General features: G+C 70.1%; 20 protein-coding genes. 17 read left to right on the top strand and 3 right to left on the bottom strand.

The window, feature by feature from the left end; translation table 11 throughout:
* The first annotated feature begins 234 nt into the window (after positions 1 to 234).
* The 16 genes from zapE (at position 235) to rfbA (ending at position 17,007) form a co-directional block, all read left to right on the top strand.
* On the top strand, positions 235 to 1,395 hold the full coding sequence (gene zapE, locus AC5JJ1_RS22485) for a cell division protein ZapE (RefSeq protein WP_495787344.1): 1,161 nt from the start codon (positions 235 to 237) through the stop codon (positions 1,393 to 1,395).
* A 36-nt stretch (positions 1,396 to 1,431) separates the two neighbouring features.
* On the top strand, positions 1,432 to 1,815 hold the full coding sequence (locus AC5JJ1_RS22490) for a hypothetical protein (RefSeq protein ID WP_495787345.1): 384 nt from the start codon (positions 1,432 to 1,434) through the stop codon (positions 1,813 to 1,815).
* Positions 1,816 to 1,948: 133 nt separating this feature from the next.
* A complete protein-coding gene (gene mdh / locus AC5JJ1_RS22495) occupies positions 1,949 to 2,902 on the top strand; it encodes a malate dehydrogenase (protein WP_495787346.1) in 954 nt (317 codons plus the stop codon).
* A gap of 39 nt (positions 2,903 to 2,941) precedes the next feature.
* Entirely contained in the window at positions 2,942 to 4,135 is a 1,194-nt protein-coding gene (sucC, locus tag AC5JJ1_RS22500) for an ADP-forming succinate--CoA ligase subunit beta (protein ID WP_495787347.1), read from the top strand.
* Positions 4,136 to 4,138: 3 nt separating this feature from the next.
* Positions 4,139 to 5,017, top strand: a complete 879-nt coding sequence (sucD, locus tag AC5JJ1_RS22505) for a succinate--CoA ligase subunit alpha (protein WP_495787348.1) — start codon at positions 4,139 to 4,141, stop codon at positions 5,015 to 5,017.
* 150 nt (positions 5,018 to 5,167) lie between these two features.
* Positions 5,168 to 8,041: a 2-oxoglutarate dehydrogenase E1 component gene (locus AC5JJ1_RS22510; RefSeq protein WP_495787349.1), complete on the top strand. Its 2,874-nt coding sequence runs from the start codon at positions 5,168 to 5,170 to the stop codon at positions 8,039 to 8,041.
* 33 nt (positions 8,042 to 8,074) lie between these two features.
* Positions 8,075 to 9,337: a 2-oxoglutarate dehydrogenase complex dihydrolipoyllysine-residue succinyltransferase gene (odhB, locus tag AC5JJ1_RS22515; protein ID WP_495787350.1), complete on the top strand. Its 1,263-nt coding sequence runs from the start codon at positions 8,075 to 8,077 to the stop codon at positions 9,335 to 9,337.
* A 143-nt stretch (positions 9,338 to 9,480) separates the two neighbouring features.
* A complete protein-coding gene (locus AC5JJ1_RS22520; protein WP_202833720.1) occupies positions 9,481 to 9,762 on the top strand; it encodes a hypothetical protein in 282 nt (93 codons plus the stop codon).
* Position 9,763: 1 nt separating this feature from the next.
* Positions 9,764 to 10,354 (top strand): YajG family lipoprotein, encoded by a 591-nt coding sequence (locus tag AC5JJ1_RS22525; protein WP_495787351.1) that lies wholly within the window; start codon positions 9,764 to 9,766, stop codon positions 10,352 to 10,354.
* Positions 10,355 to 10,424: 70 nt separating this feature from the next.
* The gene (locus AC5JJ1_RS22530; protein WP_495787352.1) at positions 10,425 to 11,216 is read left to right on the top strand and encodes an SDR family NAD(P)-dependent oxidoreductase; all 792 of its coding nucleotides are present in this window, start codon (positions 10,425 to 10,427) and stop codon (positions 11,214 to 11,216) included.
* Between the two features lie 75 nt (positions 11,217 to 11,291).
* The gene (locus tag AC5JJ1_RS22535; RefSeq protein ID WP_495787353.1) at positions 11,292 to 11,585 is read left to right on the top strand and encodes a FeoA family protein; all 294 of its coding nucleotides are present in this window, start codon (positions 11,292 to 11,294) and stop codon (positions 11,583 to 11,585) included.
* A 15-nt stretch (positions 11,586 to 11,600) separates the two neighbouring features.
* Complete coding sequence (feoB, locus tag AC5JJ1_RS22540) at positions 11,601 to 13,502, top strand: ferrous iron transport protein B (RefSeq protein ID WP_495787354.1); 1,902 nt, start codon at positions 11,601 to 11,603, stop codon at positions 13,500 to 13,502.
* A 123-nt stretch (positions 13,503 to 13,625) separates the two neighbouring features.
* Positions 13,626 to 14,180 carry a dTDP-4-dehydrorhamnose 3,5-epimerase gene (gene rfbC, locus AC5JJ1_RS22545; RefSeq protein ID WP_495787362.1) on the top strand — a complete coding sequence of 185 codons (555 nt, stop codon included), beginning with the start codon at positions 13,626 to 13,628 and terminating at the stop codon, positions 14,178 to 14,180.
* Positions 14,181 to 14,189: 9 nt separating this feature from the next.
* The gene (gene rfbB / locus AC5JJ1_RS22550) at positions 14,190 to 15,251 is read left to right on the top strand and encodes a dTDP-glucose 4,6-dehydratase (RefSeq protein ID WP_495787355.1); all 1,062 of its coding nucleotides are present in this window, start codon (positions 14,190 to 14,192) and stop codon (positions 15,249 to 15,251) included.
* Positions 15,251 to 16,144, top strand: coding sequence for a dTDP-4-dehydrorhamnose reductase (gene rfbD, locus AC5JJ1_RS22555; protein WP_495787356.1), 894 nt, complete (start codon positions 15,251 to 15,253; stop codon positions 16,142 to 16,144). Before rfbB ends, rfbD begins: the two co-directional genes overlap by 1 nt.
* Positions 16,141 to 17,007, top strand: a complete 867-nt coding sequence (gene rfbA / locus AC5JJ1_RS22560; protein ID WP_495787357.1) for a glucose-1-phosphate thymidylyltransferase RfbA — start codon at positions 16,141 to 16,143, stop codon at positions 17,005 to 17,007. Before rfbD ends, rfbA begins: the two co-directional genes overlap by 4 nt.
* Positions 17,008 to 17,010: 3 nt before the next feature.
* Here the strand turns inward: rfbA and AC5JJ1_RS22565 are convergent, their stop codons facing one another.
* Positions 17,011 to 18,132 carry an RMD1 family protein gene (locus AC5JJ1_RS22565; protein WP_495787358.1) on the bottom strand — a complete coding sequence of 374 codons (1,122 nt, stop codon included), beginning with the start codon at positions 18,130 to 18,132 and terminating at the stop codon, positions 17,011 to 17,013.
* Positions 18,133 to 18,203: 71 nt separating this feature from the next.
* Here AC5JJ1_RS22565 and AC5JJ1_RS22570 point away from each other — a divergent pair, with 71 nt between their 5' ends.
* On the top strand, positions 18,204 to 18,593 hold the full coding sequence (locus tag AC5JJ1_RS22570) for a carboxymuconolactone decarboxylase family protein (protein ID WP_495787359.1): 390 nt from the start codon (positions 18,204 to 18,206) through the stop codon (positions 18,591 to 18,593).
* Positions 18,594 to 18,693: 100 nt separating this feature from the next.
* On the opposite strand, the gene AC5JJ1_RS22575 is transcribed toward AC5JJ1_RS22570, so the two are convergent.
* Both AC5JJ1_RS22575 and AC5JJ1_RS22580 read right to left on the bottom strand, forming a co-directional pair.
* Complete coding sequence (locus AC5JJ1_RS22575; RefSeq protein ID WP_495787360.1) at positions 18,694 to 19,497, bottom strand: EcsC family protein; 804 nt, start codon at positions 19,495 to 19,497, stop codon at positions 18,694 to 18,696.
* 556 nt (positions 19,498 to 20,053) lie between these two features.
* The gene (locus tag AC5JJ1_RS22580; protein ID WP_495787361.1) at positions 20,054 to 20,476 is read right to left on the bottom strand and encodes a hypothetical protein; all 423 of its coding nucleotides are present in this window, start codon (positions 20,474 to 20,476) and stop codon (positions 20,054 to 20,056) included.
* Positions 20,477 to 20,582 lie beyond the last annotated feature (106 nt).

Here is a 20,582-nt window from a genome sequence, read left to right on the forward strand (position 1 = left end):
GCCGCCAGATCGCCATCACATCCGATTCAGTTATTCCGCGTCAGATCCTTAGGTTGTCGCGCTGCCAACCGCCGGCGCGGCCGGTGCGCGGCGGATATTGGATCGCCGGCGCCGATCAGGCCGTCGCGGCGCAGCTGTCGGCAGCAAGGCGACGCCAGCCATGCAGCTCACCGAGGGGGCTCTGCACACCTACCGGTTGCCGCCGCGCCCCGTCCGAGGTATCCGGCGAGCGCGATGCATGCGCCCGTCACCCCCCGTACCAAGGAAGGCCCGCTGCCGGCTTATCGTGCCCGCGTCGCGGCCGGGCTGCTGAAGCCGGACACCGCCCAGGCCCTGGCCGCCGAGACGCTGCAGGAGCTCTGGCACCGCCTCCGCGGCTACGACCCGCACCCAGAGGCCCCGCCCGAGGCCGGCTTCTTCGCCCGCTTCACCCGCCGCAAGCCGGTGCCCGAGGCGCCGGAAGGGACGCCGCAGGGCCTCTACCTCGTCGGCGAGGTGGGTCGGGGCAAGTCCATGCTGATGGACCTGTTCTTCGACTGCGCCGACGTCATCCGCAAGCGGCGCATCCACTTCCACCAGTTCATGCAGGACTGCCACCGGACGATCCATGCCTGGAAGCAGCGCAACCCGGGCGAGGCCGACCCGATCCCGCCGCTTGCCAATTCCATTAGCGCCGATGCCGCCCTGCTCTGCTTCGACGAGTTCCAGGTTCATGACATCGCCGATGCCATGATCCTCGGCCGGCTGTTCGAGGCGCTCTTCGCTCGCGGGGTCGTGGTGGTGGCGACGAGCAACACGGCGCCGGACGACCTGTTCAAGGGCAAGCCCGGCCGCGACGCCTTCCTGCCCTTCATCGGGCTGATCAAGAAGCGGCTGAACGTGCTGCATCTCGAGGCGCAGCAGGACTACAGGCGCGAGCGCATCCGCGGCCTGCCGAGCTGGCACAGCCCGGTGGATGGGCGGGCGGAGCGGGCGCTGGATGCGGCCTTTCTCGAGCTGACGGGGGAGGCGCAGGGGGCGCCGGCGCGGCTGACCGTGCTCGGGCGGACCGTGGAACTGGCCGAGGCTGCGCGCGGGGTGGCACGGGCGGATTTCGATGCGCTGTGCGGCAAGCCGCTCGGGCCGGCCGACTATCTCGCCTTGGCGACGCATTACCATACCCTGGTGCTAGATGGCATTCCGCGGCTAGGGCCGGAGAATTTCGACCGGGCACGGCGCTTCATCACCCTCATCGACGCGCTCTACGAGCATCGCTGCAAGCTGGTGGCCTCGGCCGAGGCGCCGCCCGATTCGCTCTACCAACAAGGCGAGAACGCCGCCATGTTCGAGCGGACGGCGAGCAGGCTCACGGAAATGCAGAGCCAGGACTATCTCGCCTTGCCGCACCTAACGTAATATGAGGTAATATTCACAGATTCGAGAGGCTCCTCAATGCGATTGCTGTCCCTGGTTCTGCTCGGCTTCGCCCTCATCGTCGGCCCTGCGGGTGCCGCGGAGAAGGGCGGAGGGGGAAGGCACCAGGCAAGGGCGGCAGTGGCGAAGCCGCAGGCAGCGGCGCGGCCCCAGGCGGGGCGGCCGCGGGCGGCGGTGCATCGCTCGGCGCCGCTGCGGGGCCAGGGCAGCGTCGGGCGCGACCAGCGGGCGGCCTCGGCCGCATCCTGCAGCGCCAAGCCCGACGCCTGCCGGGCACCGCGGATGAGCTGGGCCCAGGGTCTGGCCCCGGCCGCCGGCATCCAGGCCAATGCCTGCCCCGACGGGACCATGGCGGTGCTCGCCACCGGGCATGACGATATCGTCCGCTGCATGCCGATCTGAGCGGGCAGGCAGCCTGCCCGGCCGGGCCCCTGCCTTGCCGGTCGGTGCGGTCGGGAGTAGGAAGCGCGCTGTTTTTGCCCGAGCGGCCCCCGCCGTCCGGGCGCCTTCCGCCCCCGTTCCTCAAGGACACGTCATGGCCCGCAAGAAGATCGCGCTGATCGGCGCCGGCAATATCGGCGGCACCCTCGCCCACCTGATCGGCCTGAAGGAGCTGGGCGACGTCGTCCTCTTCGACGTCTTCCCGGGCGTGGCGGCGGGCAAGGCACTCGACATCATGCAGTCTGGCCCGGTCGACGGGTTCGACAGCAACATGGCCGGAACGGGCGACTACGCCGCCATCGCCGGGGCCGATGTGGTGATCGTCACCGCGGGCTTCCCCCGCATGCCGGGGATGAGCCGCGACGACCTGCTGACCAAGAATGCCGGCGTCATGGGCCAGGTGGCCGAGGGCATCAAGACCTATGCGCCCGACGCCTTCGTCATCTGCATCACCAACCCGCTCGACGTCATGGTCTGGGCGCTGCAGCAGAAGTCGGGCCTCCCGGCGAACAAGGTGGTCGGCATGGCCGGCGTGCTGGACAGCAGCCGCTTCCGCCTGTTCCTGGCGCAGGAGTTCAATGTCTCGGTCGAGGACGTGACCGCCTTCGTGCTGGGTGGCCATGGCGACACCATGGTGCCACTGACCCGCTACTCCACCGTCGCCGGCATCCCTGTCCCCGACCTGGTCAAGATGGGCTGGACGACGCAGGAGAAGATCGACGCCATCGTCAACCGCACCGCCAATGGCGGCGGCGAGATCGTGAAGCTGCTGGAGAAGGGCTCGGCCTTCTACGCCCCGGCCGCCTCCGCCATCGCCATGGCCGAGGCCTATCTGCTGGACAAGAAACGCGTGCTGCCCTGCGCCGTGATGCTGAACGGCGAGTACGGGCTGCGTGACTTCTATGTCGGCGTGCCGGTCGTCATCGGCGCCGGCGGCGCGGAACGGATCGTCGAGGTGCAGTTCACGCCGGAGGAGAAGGCCGCCTTCGACAAGTCCTGCGACGCGGTGAAGAAGCTGATCGAGGACTTCAAGAAGCTCGGCGTCTGATCACGGGCGCGGCGTCCATTCGCTTGCAGGGGTGACGGCATGAACATCCATGAATACCAGGCGAAGGAGCTGCTGGGGCGCTACGGCGTCACGGTGCTCCAGGGCCATGTGGCCTGGACGCCGGACGAGGCGGCCGAGGCGGCGAAGAAGCTGCCCGGCCCCGTCTATGTGGTGAAGTCGCAGATCCATGCCGGCGGCCGCGGCGCCGGGCGCTTCAAGGAAGACCCGGGCGGCAAGGGCGGCGTCCGCGTCGTTAAGTCGGTCGAGGAGGTCCGCGCCGCGGCCGAGGCGATGATCGGCAAGACGCTGGTCACCAAGCAGACCGGCGAGGCAGGCAAGACCGTTTCCCGCGTCTATGTCGAGGATGGCTGCGACATCAAGCGTGAGCTCTATCTCGGCCTGCTGGTGGATCGCGCCACCTCCCGCCTCACCGTCATGGCCTCGACCGAGGGCGGGATGGAGATCGAGGAGGTCGCCGAGCACCACCCGGAGAAGATCCTGAAGGCGGCGATCGACCCGGCCTCGGGCATCTCCGGCTTCCATTGCCGCAAGCTGGCCTTCGGCCTCGGCCTGACCGGCAAGCAGGTGGCGAGCTTCACCCAATTCGTCACCGCGCTCTACGGCGCCTTCGTCGAGCTCGACTGCGCCATCGTCGAGATCAACCCGTTGGTCGTCACCGGCGCAGGCGAGATCGTGGCGCTCGATGCCAAGGTCTCCTTCGACGACAACGCGTTGTTCCGCCACAAGGACCTCGAGGCGCTCCGCGACGACAGCGAGATGGATCCGAAGGAGCTGGACGCGGTCAAGAACGACCTGAACTACGTGGCGCTCGACGGCGAGATCGGCTGCATGGTGAACGGCGCGGGCCTCGCCATGGCGACCATGGACATCATCAAGCTCTACGGCTCCTCGCCGGCGAACTTCCTCGATGTCGGCGGCACGGCGAATGCGGCGCGGGTGACGGAGGCGTTCCGGATCATCACCTCGGATGCCAACGTCAAGGCGCTGCTGGTCAACATCTTCGGCGGCATCGCCAAGTGCGACATGATCGCGACCGGCATCGTCGAGGCCTCGAAGAACCTCTCGCTCTCGGTGCCGCTGGTGGTGCGGCTTGAGGGCACCAATGTCGAGCTCGGCAAGAAGATCCTGGCCGAGAGCGGGCTTGCCATCATCCCCGCCGACAACCTGGCGGATGCGGCCCAAAAGGTCGTTGCAGCGGTGAAGGGAGCCTGAGCCATGGCGATCCTAATCGACGAGAACACCAAGGTCATGACCCAGGGCTTCACCGGAGCCCAGGGCACCTTCCATGCGGAACAGGGCATCGCCTACGGCTCGAAGTATGTCGGCGGCGTGACGCCGGGCAAGGGCGGCACCACCCATATCGGCCTGCCGGTCTTCGACACGGTGGCGGATTGCGTCGCCGCCACGGGCGCCAATGCCAGCGTCATCTACGTGCCGCCGCCCTTCGCGGCGGATGCCATCCTCGAGGCGATCGATGCGGAGCTGCCGCTCATCATCTGCATCACCGAGGGCATCCCCGTCCTCGACATGGTGCGAGTGAAGCGGGCGCTCGGGGGATCGAAGTCGCGGTTGATCGGGCCGAACTGCCCGGGCGTCATCACCCCAGATGCCTGCAAGATCGGCATCATGCCGGGCCATATCCACCGCCGCGGCTCGGTCGGCATCGTCTCCCGCTCCGGCACGCTGACCTATGAGGCGGTGGCGCAGACCTCGGCCGCCGGGCTCGGTCAGTCAACCTGCGTCGGCATCGGCGGCGACCCGGTGAAGGGCACCGATTTCGTCGAGGTGCTGGAGATGTTCCTGGCCGACCCCGAGACGAAGTCGATCGTCATGATTGGCGAGATCGGCGGCCAGTCGGAGATCGAGGCGGCCGAGTTCCTGGCACGCGAGAACCGGGGCGGGAAGCCCGTCGTCGGCTTCATCGCCGGCGCCACGGCCCCGCCCGGCCGCCGCATGGGCCATGCCGGTGCCGTCATCTCCGGCGGCAAGGATACGGCCGAGGCGAAGATCGAGGCGATGCGCGCGGCCGGCATCCATGTCGCCGACAGCCCGGCGGCGCTGGGCTCGGCCATGGTGAAGGCCTTGAAGGGGTAAGCGTTTCGCACAAGGCAGCCCTGCGGGGCTGCCAAGTCGGGCCCCGAGGCCCTATGTTACCTGTCGCCGCGGTCCCGTTCCGGGGGCGCGGCGATCATTGCATGTGCCGATAGAGACCGCCGGCCCGCCTTGGCCGGCACGGAGAGACATATGGCCGGAGTGGATATCCTCGCGACAGCGATGACGGGCGCCAATGCCGCCTTCCTCGCCGATCTCTACGCCCGTTGGGTTGAGAAGCCCGAGAGCGTCGATCCCTCCTTCGCCGAGCTCTTTGCCGCCCTGGATGACGATGCCAAGGCGGTGCTGACCGATGCGGTCGGCGCCTCCTGGGCGCCGCGTGGCCGCGGCGGCTTCGCCCCCGAGCCGGAGGCGGCGCCCGCGGCCAAGGGCGGCAAGCCCGCCTCGGCCGCCGACCCGGAGACGATCCGCCGGGCCCAGCTCGACTCGATCCGTGCGCTGATGCTGATCCGCAGCTACCGCGTACGCGGCCACCTGCATGCGCAGCTCGACCCGCTCGGCCTCGCCAAGCCGCGGCCGCACCAGGAGCTGGACCCCACCTTCTGGGGCTTCTCCGAGGCCGATATGGACCGGCCGGTCTTCATCAACGGCGTGCTCGGCCTCGACACCGCGACGCCGCGGCAGATCATGGCGGTCTGCCAGGCCACCTATTGCGGGCCGATCGGCGTCGAGTTCATGCACATTCAGGATCCGGACCAGAAAGCCTGGATTCAGCAGCGGATGGAGGGCGCGCCCTGGACCACCGCTTTCGATACGAAGGCGAAGCGGGCAATCCTCGAGGACCTGACCGAGGCCGAGGGCTTCGAGGCCTTCTGCGCCCGGAAATACGTTTCGACCAAGCGCTTCGGTCTCGAGGGCGGCGAGAGCACCATCCCGTCCATCCAGGCGGTGATCGAGACGGCGGCCGGCGCCGGCGTCAACGAGATCGCTATCGGCATGGCGCATCGCGGCCGGCTCAACGTGCTGGTCAATGTGGTGAAGAAGCCCTTCACTCAGGTCTTCTCCGAGTTCAAGGGCGTCGGCGCCAACCCGGACGACGTCCAGGGCTCGGGCGACGTGAAGTACCATCTCGGCACCAGCACGGATATCGAGATCGACGGGCGGAAGGTGCACCTCTCGCTGCAGCCCAACCCCTCGCATCTCGAGGCGGTCGACCCGGTCGTGGTCGGCAAGGTGCGGGCGCGGCAGGACATGTCGGGCGACACCAAGGGCCGCCACTCGGTCATGGCCATCCTGCTGCATGGCGACGCGGCCTTCGCCGGCCAGGGCGTGGTCTATGAGACGCTGGCGATGAGCCAGCTCATCGGCTACCGCACCGGCGGCACGGTCCATATCGTCACCAACAACCAGATCGGCTTCACCACCGTGCCGGTGCATGCCTATTCCGGCCTCTACTGCACCGACGTGGCGAAGAGCGTGCAGGCGCCCATTTGGCACGTGAACGGCGACAACCCGGAGGCGGTGGTCTTCGTCTCGCGCCTCGCCGCCGAGTTCCGCCAGACCTTCTCGACCGATGTGGTGCTCGACATCGTCTGCTACCGCCGCCACGGCCATAACGAGAGCGACGAGCCGGCCTTCACCCAGCCGATCATGTACGGCCGCATCAAGGAGATGCGGACCACGCGCACCGTCTATGCCGAGCGGCTGGCGGCCGAGGGCAGCATCCCGGCCGACGAGTCGAAGGCGATGTGGGACGCCTTCAACCAGCGGCTCGAGGAGGCGCATGAGGCGGCTCAGAGCTTCAAGCCGAACAAGGCCGACTGGCTCGAGGGCCACTGGACCGGGCTGAAGGCGGCCGGCACCGAGGATGCGGTGGAGCAGCTCCACCCGACCGCCGTGCCGCTCGAGACGTTGCGGGAGGTCGGCGCGGCGCTCGGCCGCGTGCCGGCGGACTTCGCCGTGAACCCGAAGATCGCCCGCCAGCTCGAAGCCAAGAAGCAGGCGATCGAGAGCGGCGAGGGCATCGACTGGGCGACCGGCGAGGCGCTCGGCTTCGGCACGCTGTTGCTGGAGGGGCATCGCGTCCGCCTCTCGGGCGAGGATGTGCAGCGCGGCACCTTCAGCCACCGCCATGCGGTGCTGATCGACCAGAAGACCCAGGCGGAATACATCCCGCTGAACAACATCCGCTCGGGCCAGCCGCGCTTCGAGGCCTTCAACAGCCTCCTGAGCGAGTTCGGCGTGCTCGGCTTCGACTACGGCTACTCGCTGGCGGACCCGCACAGCCTGGTGCTGTGGGAGGCGCAGTTCGGCGACTTCGCCAATGGCGCGCAGGTCATCATCGACCAGTTCATCGCCTCGGGCGAGACCAAGTGGCTGCGCATGTCGGGCCTCGTGATGCTGCTGCCGCATGGCTATGAGGGCCAGGGGCCGGAGCACAGCTCGGCGCGGCTGGAGCGCTACCTGCAGCTCTGCGCAGAGCGGAACATGCGGGTCTGCAACCTGACGACGCCTGCCAACTACTTCCATGCGCTCCGCCGGCAGCTGAAGGCCAACTACCGCAAGCCGCTGGTGCTGATGACGCCGAAGTCGCTGCTGCGCCACAAGCTGGCGGTCAGCAGCCTGGCGGAGTTCGGCCCGGGCAGCACCTTCAAGTATGTCCTTCCCGAGATCGACGCGATCGCGCCGGAGGAGGAGGTGAAGCGGGTCGTGCTCTGCTCCGGCAAGGTCTATTACGACCTGCTGCAGGAGAGGCGCGACAAGGGCGTGCCGGACGTGGCGATCATCCGCATGGAGCAGCTGCACCCCTTCCCGAAGCAGAGCCTCGGCCAGGCCCTCGCCCCCTACAAGAACGCCGATGTGGTGTGGTGCCAGGAGGAGCCGGAGAACATGGGCGCCTGGACCTTCATCGACCGGCGGCTCGAGAAGGTGCTGAAGGGCCTCGACATCAAGGCGAAACGGCCCGAATACGTCAGCCGCGAGGAGGCGGCGAGCCCGGCCACCGGCCTTGCCAAGGTGCATCAGCAGCAGCAGGAAGCCCTGGTGCGGGCCGCGCTGGGCCTCTAGGCGCGCGGCCACGAGACGGAAGGCAGGAGACAGATGGCGACGGATATCCTGGTACCCACCCTCGGCGAGAGCGTGAGCACCGCCACCGTGGCGCGCTGGCTGAAGAAGGCCGGCGAGCCCGTCGCAGTGGACGAGCCGCTGGTGGAGCTGGAAACCGACAAGGTCACGGTGGAGGTGAACGCCCCTGCCGCCGGCGTCATCGAGTCGATCTCCGCCGATGAGGGCGCCGAGGTCGAGCCGGGCGCGGTGCTCGGCGTGATCGGCGCGGCCGGTGCCGCCGCGGCGGCGAAGCCGGCCGTCCCGGCGCCTGCCGCCGCCCCTGCGGCAACCGCCCCTGCGGCCCCGGCCGCCCTCGAGCCGAAGGTCGAGGAGCCGCGCAAGCCGCAAGGTCCGGTCGCCGTGCCCGGCGCGGCCCATGCGCCGTTGCCGGCCGCCGCCAAGCTGATGGCCGAGAACCGGGTCAGCGCCGAGCAGATCGGCGCCGGCACCGCCAAGGACGGCCGCATCAGCAAGGGCGACGTGCTCGACTTCCTCTCGCGCCCGGCCGCTGCCGCGGCGCCGGCCGCCCCCGCTGCCAAGGCGGCCCGGCCGCTGGAGGAGGGCGAGGAGCGGGTGAAGATGACCCGCCTGCGCATCACCATCGCGCGCCGGCTGAAGGAAGCGCAGAACACCGCCGCCATGCTCACCACCTTCAACGAGGTGGATATGGGCGCGGCCATGGCGCTGCGCGCCGAGTACCGCGACGCCTTCGAGAAGCGGCACGGCGTGAAGCTCGGCTTCATGTCCTTCTTCGTGAAGGCCTGCGTCGCCGCGCTCAAGGAGTTCCCCGCGGTCAATGCCGAGCTCGAGGGCGATTCGATTGTCTACAAGAACTTCGTGCATATGGGCATCGCGGTCGGCGGGCCGAACGGGCTGGTCGTGCCGGTGCTGCGCCATGCCGACCAGATGAGCTTCGCCGCGATCGAGAAGACCATCGGCGATTTCGGCAAGCGCGTCCGCGACGGGCAGCTCAAGCTGGAGGAGATGGCGGGCGGCAGCTTCACCATCACCAATGGCGGCATCTATGGCAGCCTGATGTCGACGCCGATCCTGAACCCGCCGCAGTCCGGCATCCTCGGCATGCACAAGATCCAGGAGCGGCCGATGGTCGTCGGCGGCAAGGTCGAGGTGCGGCCGATGATGTACCTGGCGCTGTCCTACGACCACCGGATCGTCGACGGGAAGGAGGCGGTGAGCTTCCTCGTCCGGGTGAAGGAAGGCGTCGAGGATCCTCGCCGGCTGATGCTGGACCTGTAGCCAGCCGAGGGGGGCGCTACCGGTTGCCCCCCTGATTCCCGCACGCCGCATCCTTACAATCTGCTAGAATCCTGGCCGGCGAGAGCCGGATTCCCTGGCGCGTGCCCGCGGGGGCCGTGCCCAAGCCATAACGGGAGAGTCACATGCGTTCCTTCGAAGGCCAATTCTCCGACAACCGCCCGCTGAAGCGGACGCGCGAGGAGAAGGTGCGGCTGCTGGCCGAGCTGAAGGAGACCTACAAGACGCTGAAGCCGCACACCTCGCCGGAGCTGCGCACCTCCATCGCCGGCAAGATCCGCGAGCTGCAGGCCGAGCTGGCCGCCCCGCCGCCGCCGCCGCGGGAGCGCCGCGGGCCGCCGCAGCAGGAGCAGTTCGGCACCGGCCCCCGCCCGCCGCGCCGCCCGCGGCCGCCGCGGGAGATCTAGGATGCGGCTCGCCTGCCTCCTGCTGGTCGGCCTGCTCGCGGCCTGCGGCACGACCCAGTCGCCTATCGCCTATGCGCCGACCGTGCCGGTCAGCGCCGCCCCGGCGCGGCCGGTGGTGGCGGTGGTGCAGCCGGTGGCGAACCAGCGCCGTGCCGGCAGCGACGACCCGCGCTGGATCGGCACCATCCGCGGCGGCTACGGCAACCCGGTGAAGACGCTGGAGGCCGACCGGCCGGTCGACCAGGTGGTGGCCAGCGCCTTCTCCGACGCGCTGGCGGCGCGCGGGCTCCAGGCGGGGACGGGGGCGGGGCGCTATGCCCTGGCCATCACCATCTACCAGTTCGACGCCAACCAGTATGTCCGCCGCGAGGCCACGGCCGATTTCGGCATCCGGGTCACCGAGCGTGCCACGGGGCGGGAGGTCTGGTCCGATCGCACCAAGGCCTACAATGTTGATGGCAGCATCCTCTCGCTCAGCACTGGCGTCTTCGCCTCGGTCGACGACCTCAAGCGGGTCGCGCTCCGCAGCATGAGCGAGGCGGTGGACACCCTGCTGGACAAGCCGGGCTTCCGGGCCGCGATCCGCGGCTGAGATCCGCGCCCCTACCCCTGCCGCCCGCATCGGCGCAGCATGCGCCGAACGGCCAGGGGGAGGGAGCGCGATGCGCCTCAGGGACAAGACCGCCATCGTGATCGGCGCCGGGCAGGGACCCGGCGAGGGCATCGGCAACGGGCGGGCGACCGCCATCCGCTTCGCCCAGGAAGGCGCCCGCGTCGCCTGCGCCGACCGCGACCTGGCCTCGGCCGAGGAGACGGCGCGGCTGGCCGGCAACGGCGCCTTCGCCCTCGCCGTGGAGGTGACGGAGGAGGCGACGCTCGCCGCCGCGTTCGGGGAGACGGTGCGGTGCCTGGGGCGGCTCGACATCCTCCATTACAATGTCGGCGTCTCGCTGGCCGGCGGGGATGCGCCGCCGACCGAGATCACCGAGGCGGCCTTCGACCGCATCACGGCGATCAACCTGCGCGGCTTCGTCATGGCGGTGAAGCACGCCCTGCCGATCATGCGGGCGCAGGGGGGCGGGGTGATCCTCTCCATCTCCTCGGCCGCGGCGGTCGAGAGCTATCCCTATGTCGCCTACAAGGCGACCAAGGCGGCGATGCTCGCCGTCACCGAGCAGGTGGCGATCCAGAATGCCGGCCATGGCATCCGCTGCAACACCATCCTGCCCGGGCTGATGGACACGCCGATGGCGGTCGATACCCGCGTCCGCCACACCGGCAAGAGCCGGGCCGAGGTGGCGGCCGAGCGCGATGCCAAGGTCCCGCTGCGGCGGCGGATGGGCACCGCCTGGGACGTCGCCAATGCGGCCCTCTTCCTCGCCAGCGACGAGGCGGGCTTCATCACCGGCGTCGCCCTGCCGGTGGATGGGGGGCGGCTGGTCCAGATCGGGTGATCGGCCATGGCCGGGCCGTAAGTTGCAAGCGACAAGCGTTCGCACCTAAAAGGGGGCTTCGGTCCCGGGTTGCCCATGTCCTTCACTGCCGATGCCATCCTGGCTGAGACGCCTGCCGTGCTCGATCTCGGCGCCGCCCCGCGAGGCTTCCGCGGGCGGATCCGCGGGCTCCGCGCCTTCGCCTCCGGCGGGCTGCCGGCGGAGGAGCTGGAGCGGCGGCTGCTGGAGCTCGGCTTTGTCGAAGGGGCCGAGGTCGAGCTGCTGCACCAGGGCCTGTTCGGCCGGGACCCCATCGCCATCCGGGTCGATTCCGCGACCATCGCGCTGCGCCGGCGGGAGGCCGCGGCGGTGCTGGTGGAGCCGATCTAGCGGGACGAAGCGCCTATGAACGAGATGTCGGCCGGCCTGCGCGATCTGCGGATCGCCCTGGTCGGCAACCCGAATTGTGGCAAGACCGCGTTGTTCAACATCCTCACCGGCAGCCGGCAGCGGGTGGCGAACTATCCGGGCGTGACCGTCGAGCGGAAGGAAGGCAGCTTCCTCAGCCCGGGCGGCAGGCGGGTGCGGCTGCTCGACCTGCCCGGCACCTATTCCCTCCGTGCCCGCAGCCCGGACGAGGTGGTGACGCGCGACGTCGCGCTCGGGCAGCAGGCGGGGGTGGCGGCGCCGGACCTGCTGGTCTGCGTCGCGGATGCGACCAACCTGCGGCTCGGCCTGCGGCTGATCCTGGAGCTGAAGCGCACCGGGCGGCCGTTGCTGGTGGCGCTCAACATGTTCGACATCGCCCGCCATCGTGGGATCGAGGTGGATGTCGAGCGGCTCTCGGCCCTGCTCGGCCTGCCGGTCGTGACCACGATCGCGGTGCGGCGGGGCGGGACGGAGGCGCTGCTGGCGGCGATCGACGCCGGAGCGCCGCCGGGCGAGGCGGATGCCGCTTGGTGGGCCCCGGATGCCGCCGAGCTGCGTGCCCTGCAGCGGGAGGCGGACCGCATCCTCGCCGCCGTGGTCCGGGTGCCGGACCGGCGGGATGCGGTGACGCGGCGGCTGGATGCAGTGCTGCTGCATCCGGTGGCGGGGCTCGTCATCCTGCTCGCGGTGCTGTTCCTGATGTTCCAGGCCGTCTTCGCCTGGGCGCAGCCGGCGATGGACCTGATCGATGCCGGGTTCCAGGCCCTCGGCGCCGCGGTCGGCGGGTTGCTGCCGGAGGAGGGGGCGGCCGGGCTGCTGCGCAGCTTCCTGCAGGACGGGCTGATCGCCGGCGTCGGCAGCGTGCTGGTCTTCCTGCCGCAGATCCTGGTGCTCTTCCTCTTCATCCTCCTGCTGGAGGATTTCGGCTACATGGCCCGCGCCGCCTTCCTGATGGACCGCATCATGGGCGGGGCCGGGCTGCACGGGCGGGCCTTCATCCCGCTGCTGTCCTCCTTCGCCTGCGCCATCCCGGGCATCATGTCCACGCGGGTGATCGACAGCCGCCGGGACCGGCTGGCGACGATCCTGGTCGCGCCGCTGATGACCTGCTCGGCGCGCATTCCGGTCTATACGCTGATCATCGGCGCCTTCGTCCCGGACAGGCCGGTGGGGGAGGGAGCCTGGTCCTGGGTCGGGCTGCAAGGCCTCGTCATGTTCGGCCTCTACGCGGCGGGCATCCTGAGCGCGCTCGGGATGTCCTTCGTCTTCAAGCGTCTGCTATGGCGCGGCCAGCCGACCGAGCCCTTCATGCTGGAGCTGCCGGACTATAAGCGCCCGCGGGTGCGCAACCTGGCGCTCGGCCTCTGGCAGCGGGCGCGCGCCTTCCTCCGCCGGGCCGGCACCATCATCCTGTCGATGATGGTGGTGATCTGGTTCCTCTCCTCCGTCCCGCGGCCGCCGGAGGGAGCCACCCAGCCTGCTATCGAGTACAGCTTCGCCTACTCGATCGGCCATGCGGTGGAGCCGCTGCTGCGGCCGGTCGGCTTCAACTGGCAGATCGGCGTGGCGCTCATCCCCGGCATGGCGGCGCGGGAGGTGGCGGTGGCCTCGCTCGGCACCGTCTATGCCGTGCAGGATACGGAGGAGGATGCGACCCAGCTCGGCCAGGCGCTGGTCGGGAAGTGGAGCCTGGCGACAGCGCTGGCCTTCCTCGCCTGGTACGTCTTCGCCCCGCAATGCGTGGCGACGCTGAGCGTGATCCGGCGCGAGACAGGGGGGCTGCGCTGGATGTGGTTCAGCTTCGGCTACATGCTCGCGCTGGCGTATCTCGCCGCCTTCGTGACCTATCAGGGGGCAAGGGCGCTGGGGCTGGGTTGAGCATCGCCAAATTGCAATCCCTTGGCGCCATGATACACCGGCCGTGGTGAAGCTTCATCTCCAGTGAGGGCAAGCGTGCCGGTGTCTTCCTCATCCACTGCTTCGCAGCGCAGCGGCAACCAGGTGGCGACGCGGTTTGCGGTTGCGGGTCCGGTGCTGGTGGCGTCGCGGCGGTTTGGCGACCATCGGGGCTTCTTTGTCGAGAGCTACAGCGCGCGGGACTTCGCCGCGATCGGCATCCCGGACGTCTTCGTGCAGGACAACCATTCCCGTTCCGAGCTGGCGGGGACGGTGCGCGGGCTGCACTTCCAGCTGACGCCGCATGCGCAGGCCAAGCTGGTGCGGGTGCTGCGCGGCGCCATCCTCGACGTCGCCGTCGACATCCGCCGCGGCTCGCCGACCTATGGCCAGCACGTGGCTGCCGAACTGACGGCGGAGAACGGGCACCAGCTTTATGTCCCAGCCGGCTTCGCGCATGGCTTCTGCACGCTCGTGCCGGAGACGGAGGTGGCCTACAAGGTCACCGACTACTACGCCCCGGACTGCGACCGCGGCATCGCCTGGAACGATCCGGACCTCGCCCTGCCCTGGCCCTTCGCGGCGGCGGTGCAGCTCTCCGACAAGGACCGCCGCGCGCCGCGGCTGCGCGACATCCCCGCCGCCTTCGAGTACAGGTAGGACCTCCGCATGCGCATCCTGGTCACCGGCGGGGCCGGCTTCATCGGCTCGGCCGTCACCCGGCTCCTGGTGCTGGAGCGCGGCGCGACCGTGCTCGTGGTCGACAAGCTGACCTATGCCGGCGACCGCCGCTCCATCCGCGACTGCGAGGGGCGGCAGGGCTTCGCCTTCCTCGAGGCGGATATCTGCGACACCGCGCGGATGCGCCAGGCGATGGCGGAGTTCCGGCCGGATGCGGTGATGCACCTCGCCGCCGAGAGCCATGTCGATCGCTCGATCACCGGGGCGGCCGACTTCATCCAGACCAACATCAACGGCACCTTCTCCCTGCTGGAGGCGGCGCGGGGCTACCAGGCCGGGCTGGCGGGCGAGGCGCGGGCGCGCTTTCGCTTCCACCACATCTCGACCGACGAGGTGTTCGGCTCGCTCGGGCCGACGGGCGCCTTCAGCGAGGCCACGGCCTATGACCCGCGCTCGCCCTACTCGGCGAGCAAGGCGGCGTCCGACCATCTGGTGCGCGCCTGGCACGAGACCTACGGGCTGCCGGTGCTGGTGACCAACTGCTCGAACAACTACGGCCCGTACCACTTCCCCGAGAAGCTGATCCCGCTCATCATCCTCAACGCGCTCGAGGGCAAGCCGCTGCCGGTCTATGGCGACGGCAGCAACATCCGCGACTGGCTGCATGTCGAGGACCACGCCCGGGCGCTGGTCGCCGTCGTCGAGCATGGCCAGGTCGGCGAGACCTATTGCATCGGCGGCCGGGCCGAGCGGCGGAACCTCGCCGTGGTCGAGACCATCTGCGACCTGCTCGACGAGCGCCGGCCCGGCGCCCAGCCGCGGCGCGGGCTGATCCGCTTCGTCGCCGACCGGCCGGGGCATGACCAGCGCTATGCCATCGACTGCGGCAAGATCGAGCGCGAGCTCGGCTGGCGGCAGCAGCAGAGCTTCGAGACCGGCATCGCCGCGACCATCGACTGGTACCTCGCCAACGCCTGGTGGTGGCAGCCGCTGCGCGACAAGCGGTACAGCGGCGAGCGGCTCGGCCTCATGGCCGGGACGGCCGGCTGATGCGCGTTCTCGTCATCGGCCGCACCGGCCAGGTCTCGACCGAGCTGCTGGCGCGGCTGCCGGCAGCCGGCCACGAGGCGGTGGGGCTGGAGCCGCCGGAGTTCGACTTGACGGATGCCGGGCAGGTCGGGGCAGCCTTCGCCCGGCACCGGCCGGAGGCGGTGATCAACGCCGCGGCCTACACCGCCGTCGACCGCGCCGAGGACGACCGGGCGCTCGCCTTCGCGGTGAATGCCACGGGGCCGCGGCTGCTGGGCGAGGCGGCGGCACGGGCCGGGGTGCCGGTGATCCACTACTCGACCGACTACGTCTTCGACGGCGTCAAGGCCAGCCCCTATACCGAGGCGGATCCGCCGGCCCCGGTCGGCGCCTATGGCGCCTCCAAGCTCGCCGGGGAGCTGCTGCTGCACCTGGCGCAGCCGCGCAGCGTGACCTTCCGCACCGCCTGGGTCTGCTCGGCGCATGGCAACAACTTCGTCAAGACCATGCTGCGCTTCGGGCGGGAGCGGCCCGAGCTGCGCGTCGTCGCCGACCAGCACGGCGCGCCGACCTTCGCCGACGACCTGGCCGACGCCGCCATCGCGCTGCTGCCGCGGCTCGCTGAGGCCAAGGCGGGCGAGGCGTGCTTCGGCGTCTTCCACCTGACCGGGCAGCCCTACACCACCTGGCATGGCTTCGCCGCGGCGATCTTTGCCGGCGCCGCCGAGCGCGGCCAGCCGGCGCCGCGGCTCACCGCCATCACCACGGCCGACTACCCGACGCGGGCGACGCGGCCGGCCAATTCGCGCCTCGACTGCAGCCGGGCCGCCGAGCGCCTCGGCATCCAGGCCGCCGACTGGCGGGCCGGCCTCGCGCGCTGCCTCGATGCGCTGCTCAAGGAGAACACGCCATGAAAGGCATCGTGCTGGCCGGCGGCAGCGGCACCCGGCTCTACCCGGCGACGCTGGCCGTCTCGAAGCAGCTGCTGCCGGTCTACGACAAGCCGATGGTCTACTACCCGCTCACGGTGCTGATGCTGGCGGGGATCCGGGAGATCATGGTGATCTCGACACCGCACGACATGCCGCTGTTCGAGCGGCTGCTGGGCGACGGCAGCCAGTGGGGCATCCGCCTGACCTACCAGGTGCAGGAGCAGCCGAACGGCATCGCCATGGCGCTGGTGCTGGCCGAAGAGTTCCTCGCTGGCGAGCCCGCGGCGCTGGTGCTGGGCGACAACATCTTCCACGGGCATGAGCTCGACCTGCGGATGGCCGAGGCGCAGGCGGCGCATGGCGCGGCGGTCTTCGCCTATCGCGTGGCGGACCCGGAGCGCTACGGCGTCGTGGCGTTCGACGCGGACGGCCGGGCGCTGTCGATCGAGGAGAAGCCGGCCGAGCCGAAGTCCGACTGGGCGGTGACGGGGCTCTACTTCTACGACGGCCGGGCGCCGGCGATCGCCCGCTCGCTCAGGCCCTCGCCGCGCGGCGAGCTGGAGATCACCGACCTCAACCGCGTCTATCTCGAGGAGGGCAGCCTGCGCGTGGCACGGCTCGGCCGGGGCTATGCCTGGCTTGATACCGGCACGCATGACAGCATGCTGGAGGCCGGCGAGTTCGTCCGCGCCATCGAGAAGCGCACCGGCCAGAAGGTCGCCTCGCCGGAGGAGGTCGCCTGGCGCAAGGGCTTCATCGACGACGCGCAGCTGCTCCGCATCGCCGAGCCGCTCAGCAAGAGCGGCTATGGCACCTATCTGAAGCACATGCTGGCGCATCCGTAGTGCTCAATACCGCAGCAGCGACAGCACGATCTCCACCGCGATCAGCACCAGTATTGCGGTCTCCAGCAGCTCCGCCCGCCCGCCTGCCGCCTCGCCATGAAGCGCCGTGTAGGTGTCGCGGATGATCGCCAGCTTGCGGTCGACTGCAGCACCCACATTGGGCACCCGGAACTGCTCCATCGCCGCCGCATAGACGCGGGCGAGATAGACATCCTCCGTGACCTGCAGCGCATTGTCGACGCGTTCGGTCAGCTCCGTCACCTCGGCGACCAGCGCGTGCAGCCCGCGGGCGAGCCGCGCATAGCGGCGGGAGGCGAGCAGGTTGGTCCGCCGTCGCGCCGCCTCGACCAGGCCGCGCATGCGCGGCAGCTCGTCATCCAGCATCTCGTCATAGCCGCGCAGCTCGAGCAGCTGCGCATTGGCCATCTCCAGCACATCGGCGACATCGGTCTCGCGCTGCGGCTCATGGATGAAGGCGCGGTCCCAGGTAAGCACCACCAGGTCGTCCGGGTGGTAGGAGAAGCGCTGGCGCAGCAGGTCCCGCCGCGCGCCCTCCGACAGCGGCCGCTCCTCACCGGAGAGGAGTGGCACGAGATCGAGGGTCTGTACCAGCGTCTCCGCCGTCATCGGCCGGTCGAAGGCATCGACGGTGGCAAGCAGGTAGTCCTCCTGCAGCGGCGCCTTGGTCGGGCGGTCGAGCGCCTCGGCCAGCAGGTCGCGCAACCGGCCGAGCAACCCTTCCCAGATCGGCGCCTCGGCCGCCGGGCCGACGGCACGATCCGTCCCGTTGACCAGCCCGGTGAAGGCGGCCCAGCCGAGATCGGCGGCCGGCAGCCGCAATGCCAGGGCGGCAATGCCGAAATCGTAGAGCCTGGCGCTCGCCGCGGCCGTCACCGGCCTGCCGTCCAGCGTGATGTCGATCGGCCCGAGGTCGAGCGCCAGCGGCGGCACGCCGAAGGAGACCGCCTTGGGTGAGGTGCCGACCAGCCGGCTGCGCACGCCGCTGCCCTGCGCCCGGCTGGCCCAGAGCGCTTCGGCCTGCCGCAGGTCGATCTCATACGCCAGGTCGAAGAGCCTGAGCGCCACCACCTGTCCCGACACCACCCTCGGCTCCGTCTGCAGCATCCCGCTCTCCCCGTCCTATGCTGCGGCGCTTAGCATGGGCTGACGGCCGGCGAGCGCATGGAGGGATGACGATGACGGACGAGCTGCTGGATGCGGGCAAGCGCATCAGGGGCGAGGTGATCGGCGCCGCGCGTTCGGCGGCGGCGCTGGAGGGTGCGACCGAGTTCGACCGGCCCTTCCAGGAGCTGGCGCTGCGCTATTGCTGGGGCGAGGTCTGGGGCCGTCCCGGCCTGCTGCGGCGGGACCGCAGCCTCATCAACCTCGCCATGCTGGCGGCGCTCGGCAAGCCGAATGAGCTGAGGATCCATCTCCGCGGCGCGCTGACCAATGGCGTGACACGGGCGGAGATTCAGGAGGTCTTCCTCCAGCTTTGCATCTATGCCGGCGTTCCCGCGGCGGGCGAGGCATTCCGCGTCGCCCGCGAGGTCTTCGACGAGCCTGAATTCGCGGACAAAGGCTAGGGCAAACGCCGGTCAGGTGGAAACACCTGTTCGGAGGTATTCGCTCGACAAAGCAATAAACCAGGGCGGCTTCCATGACCGAGTGCGAGCGGAAACCGCTTTAGGCCCCTCGCCGGATCGCCTCATACCCCGCTCGCACCAGCGCCGGCCCGTGCTCCCGTTCCAGCCGGCGGATGGTGAAATGCGCGGTGGCGATGCCGGAGAAATGTTCGAGAAAGGCAAGGTTCACTGCCGCCCCGCCGGCCGCGCCGATCACCGGTGCCGCCTGGGCGGAGAGCTTCACCGCGACCGGCGCCCCGAAGCGTGCCGCGATGGCGCCGAGGAAGCCCGGCAGCAGCGCGCCGAAGCCGCGGCCGACGGCGCCCTTCAGCGTCTCGGCCAGCGCGATGCGAAGGGCGAAATAGCCGCTCTCCGCCTCGTCGGCCTGCGGGTCGCGCCCGCCGAGGGCGAAGACCTTCAGGCATTCCGCCTGCACCATCGGGTCGGAAAGGTCCTCTCCCTGCTCGGCGGCAATGGTGGCGATCCGGCGGAGCAGCAGGGTGGTCGAGACCGGCAGCTCCATCAGCGTCCCGCCCAGGCCGAAGGCCCCGCCCGCAGCGCCGGAGGCGGCAAGCAGCCCACGATGCAGCCAAGCGGCGGAGAGCGGCGTCGGGTTGCGCCCGGGATCACTGCGCATGGCGGCCTGCAAGGCAGCCTCCAGCGCCCGGCGGACAGCGCCGTCCAGCAGCCGCTGCGCCGCCGCCGGCAGGCGTCGCTTCAGCGCCTCGACCGAGCCGCCGACCAGCGAGGCCAGGCGGACAGGCAGGGAGGTGCCTTCGAGGATCGCCACCGCCTCGGCGAGCGTCGCCTGGTCGTCGCTGCGGAGGCCGGCGGGGATGGGGAGGGTGGTCTCGGTCGCGCTCATGCTGGCAACAACTGCCGGGCTGGCGCCGGGTTCGCCTGGGCGGCAGGATTGCCGGACGCTGAGGGACCACAGAGATGAATGGCAACCTCGCCCCGCCCCTGATCCGCACCGCCTGCCTGCAGGACTGGCCGGGCACCGGCATGCCGGAGGTGGAGCGGCTCCCCAGGGCGGATCGGCCGGGTGCGCGAGTTTTGGCAGGTCTCGCGCCAGTAGGGCGGTTTGGATGGCCGGGCCTGGCTGGTAGGCTCGGAGCCGGCGGGGTGGGAACCGATGACGACGTGTGCGGCCTGCGGGGGCGCCCGGACTGATCGGGGATATGACATGACCTCCGATTTCGAGGGCAAGAACGCGCTCAGCCTCCGGAGCAGCACCGGCATCGGCCGGGCTACGGCCAAGCTCGCGCGTGGCGTCGCGCCCGCCCTCGTCGGCCGCGATGACGCGAAGCGCCGCGCGACGCTGGATGTGCTCCTGGGGGACGCAGTGCGCGGCGAGCGGGCCAACATTACCAACCGGGCCGACCGGGAGCGGCTTGCCGGATCGGCCTGTTCTTCGCCGCTCAGGCCGTGGCGCGCGGAACCGGCGGCGCCATCGTTAATGTCGGCTCGATGTGGGCGCACCGGGTGGTCGAGGTGACCTTCTGTCCGGCCTTGGCTGCCAGCTCGTCCAGGAAGCTTTCGACTATGAAGGCGTTGTGGGTGACGCCGACGCCGCGCCACCAGGCCGTGCGCAATCCCTTTGGCGGCTCCACCCGGACATAGTCGACATGGGCATTGGCGAAGTCGTAGGGCCCGGTCGCGCCATGCACCGCATCCGGGTCGAGGCCGTTGGCGAAGGTGGCCGGCAGCCACCGGGCCATGATGGAGGAGCCGGCGACGCGGTGGTGGAAGGCCACCGGGTTGCCCCCCACGTCCAGCCCCGCCGCCAGTCGGTCATGGTAGTAGGGGCGGTAGAGGTCGTGCTGGGTGTCCTCCTCCCGCATCCCTGGGACATGGTCAGGACGATCGCGCCGTTCGGCTCGATGCGCGCGACCGCATTGGGCTGGAACGCGGCGGGCGGGCCTGCAAGGGCCGGCTGAGCGGGATCGG

It is taken from the genome of Belnapia sp. (assembly GCF_059504005.1).

Bases quoted from the DNA above. Each gene is read 5' to 3' on its own strand.
- AC5JJ1_RS22490 (WP_495787345.1), top strand. From the start codon at position 1,432: ATGCGATTGCTGTCCCTGGTTCTGCTCGGCTTCGCCCTCATCGTCGGC.
- sucC (WP_495787347.1), top strand. From the start codon at position 2,942: ATGAACATCCATGAATACCAGGCGAAGGAGCTGCTGGGGCGCTACGGC.
- AC5JJ1_RS22510 (WP_495787349.1), top strand. From the start codon at position 5,168: ATGGCCGGAGTGGATATCCTCGCGACAGCGATGACGGGCGCCAATGCC.
- mdh (WP_495787346.1), top strand. From the start codon at position 1,949: ATGGCCCGCAAGAAGATCGCGCTGATCGGCGCCGGCAATATCGGCGGC.
- rfbB (WP_495787355.1), top strand. From the start codon at position 14,190: ATGCGCATCCTGGTCACCGGCGGGGCCGGCTTCATCGGCTCGGCCGTC.
- AC5JJ1_RS22520 (WP_202833720.1), top strand. From the start codon at position 9,481: ATGCGTTCCTTCGAAGGCCAATTCTCCGACAACCGCCCGCTGAAGCGG.
- odhB (WP_495787350.1), top strand. From the start codon at position 8,075: ATGGCGACGGATATCCTGGTACCCACCCTCGGCGAGAGCGTGAGCACC.
- AC5JJ1_RS22580 (WP_495787361.1), bottom strand. From the start codon at position 20,476: ATGCGGGAGGAGGACACCCAGCACGACCTCTACCGCCCCTACTACCAT.
- AC5JJ1_RS22530 (WP_495787352.1), top strand. From the start codon at position 10,425: ATGCGCCTCAGGGACAAGACCGCCATCGTGATCGGCGCCGGGCAGGGA.
- AC5JJ1_RS22570 (WP_495787359.1), top strand. From the start codon at position 18,204: ATGACGGACGAGCTGCTGGATGCGGGCAAGCGCATCAGGGGCGAGGTG.
- zapE (WP_495787344.1), top strand. From the start codon at position 235: ATGCATGCGCCCGTCACCCCCCGTACCAAGGAAGGCCCGCTGCCGGCT.
- sucD (WP_495787348.1), top strand. From the start codon at position 4,139: ATGGCGATCCTAATCGACGAGAACACCAAGGTCATGACCCAGGGCTTC.
- AC5JJ1_RS22575 (WP_495787360.1), bottom strand. From the start codon at position 19,497: ATGAGCGCGACCGAGACCACCCTCCCCATCCCCGCCGGCCTCCGCAGC.
- rfbD (WP_495787356.1), top strand. From the start codon at position 15,251: ATGCGCGTTCTCGTCATCGGCCGCACCGGCCAGGTCTCGACCGAGCTG.
- AC5JJ1_RS22535 (WP_495787353.1), top strand. From the start codon at position 11,292: ATGTCCTTCACTGCCGATGCCATCCTGGCTGAGACGCCTGCCGTGCTC.
- feoB (WP_495787354.1), top strand. From the start codon at position 11,601: ATGAACGAGATGTCGGCCGGCCTGCGCGATCTGCGGATCGCCCTGGTC.
- AC5JJ1_RS22525 (WP_495787351.1), top strand. From the start codon at position 9,764: ATGCGGCTCGCCTGCCTCCTGCTGGTCGGCCTGCTCGCGGCCTGCGGC.
- AC5JJ1_RS22565 (WP_495787358.1), bottom strand. From the start codon at position 18,132: ATGCTGCAGACGGAGCCGAGGGTGGTGTCGGGACAGGTGGTGGCGCTC.
- rfbA (WP_495787357.1), top strand. From the start codon at position 16,141: ATGAAAGGCATCGTGCTGGCCGGCGGCAGCGGCACCCGGCTCTACCCG.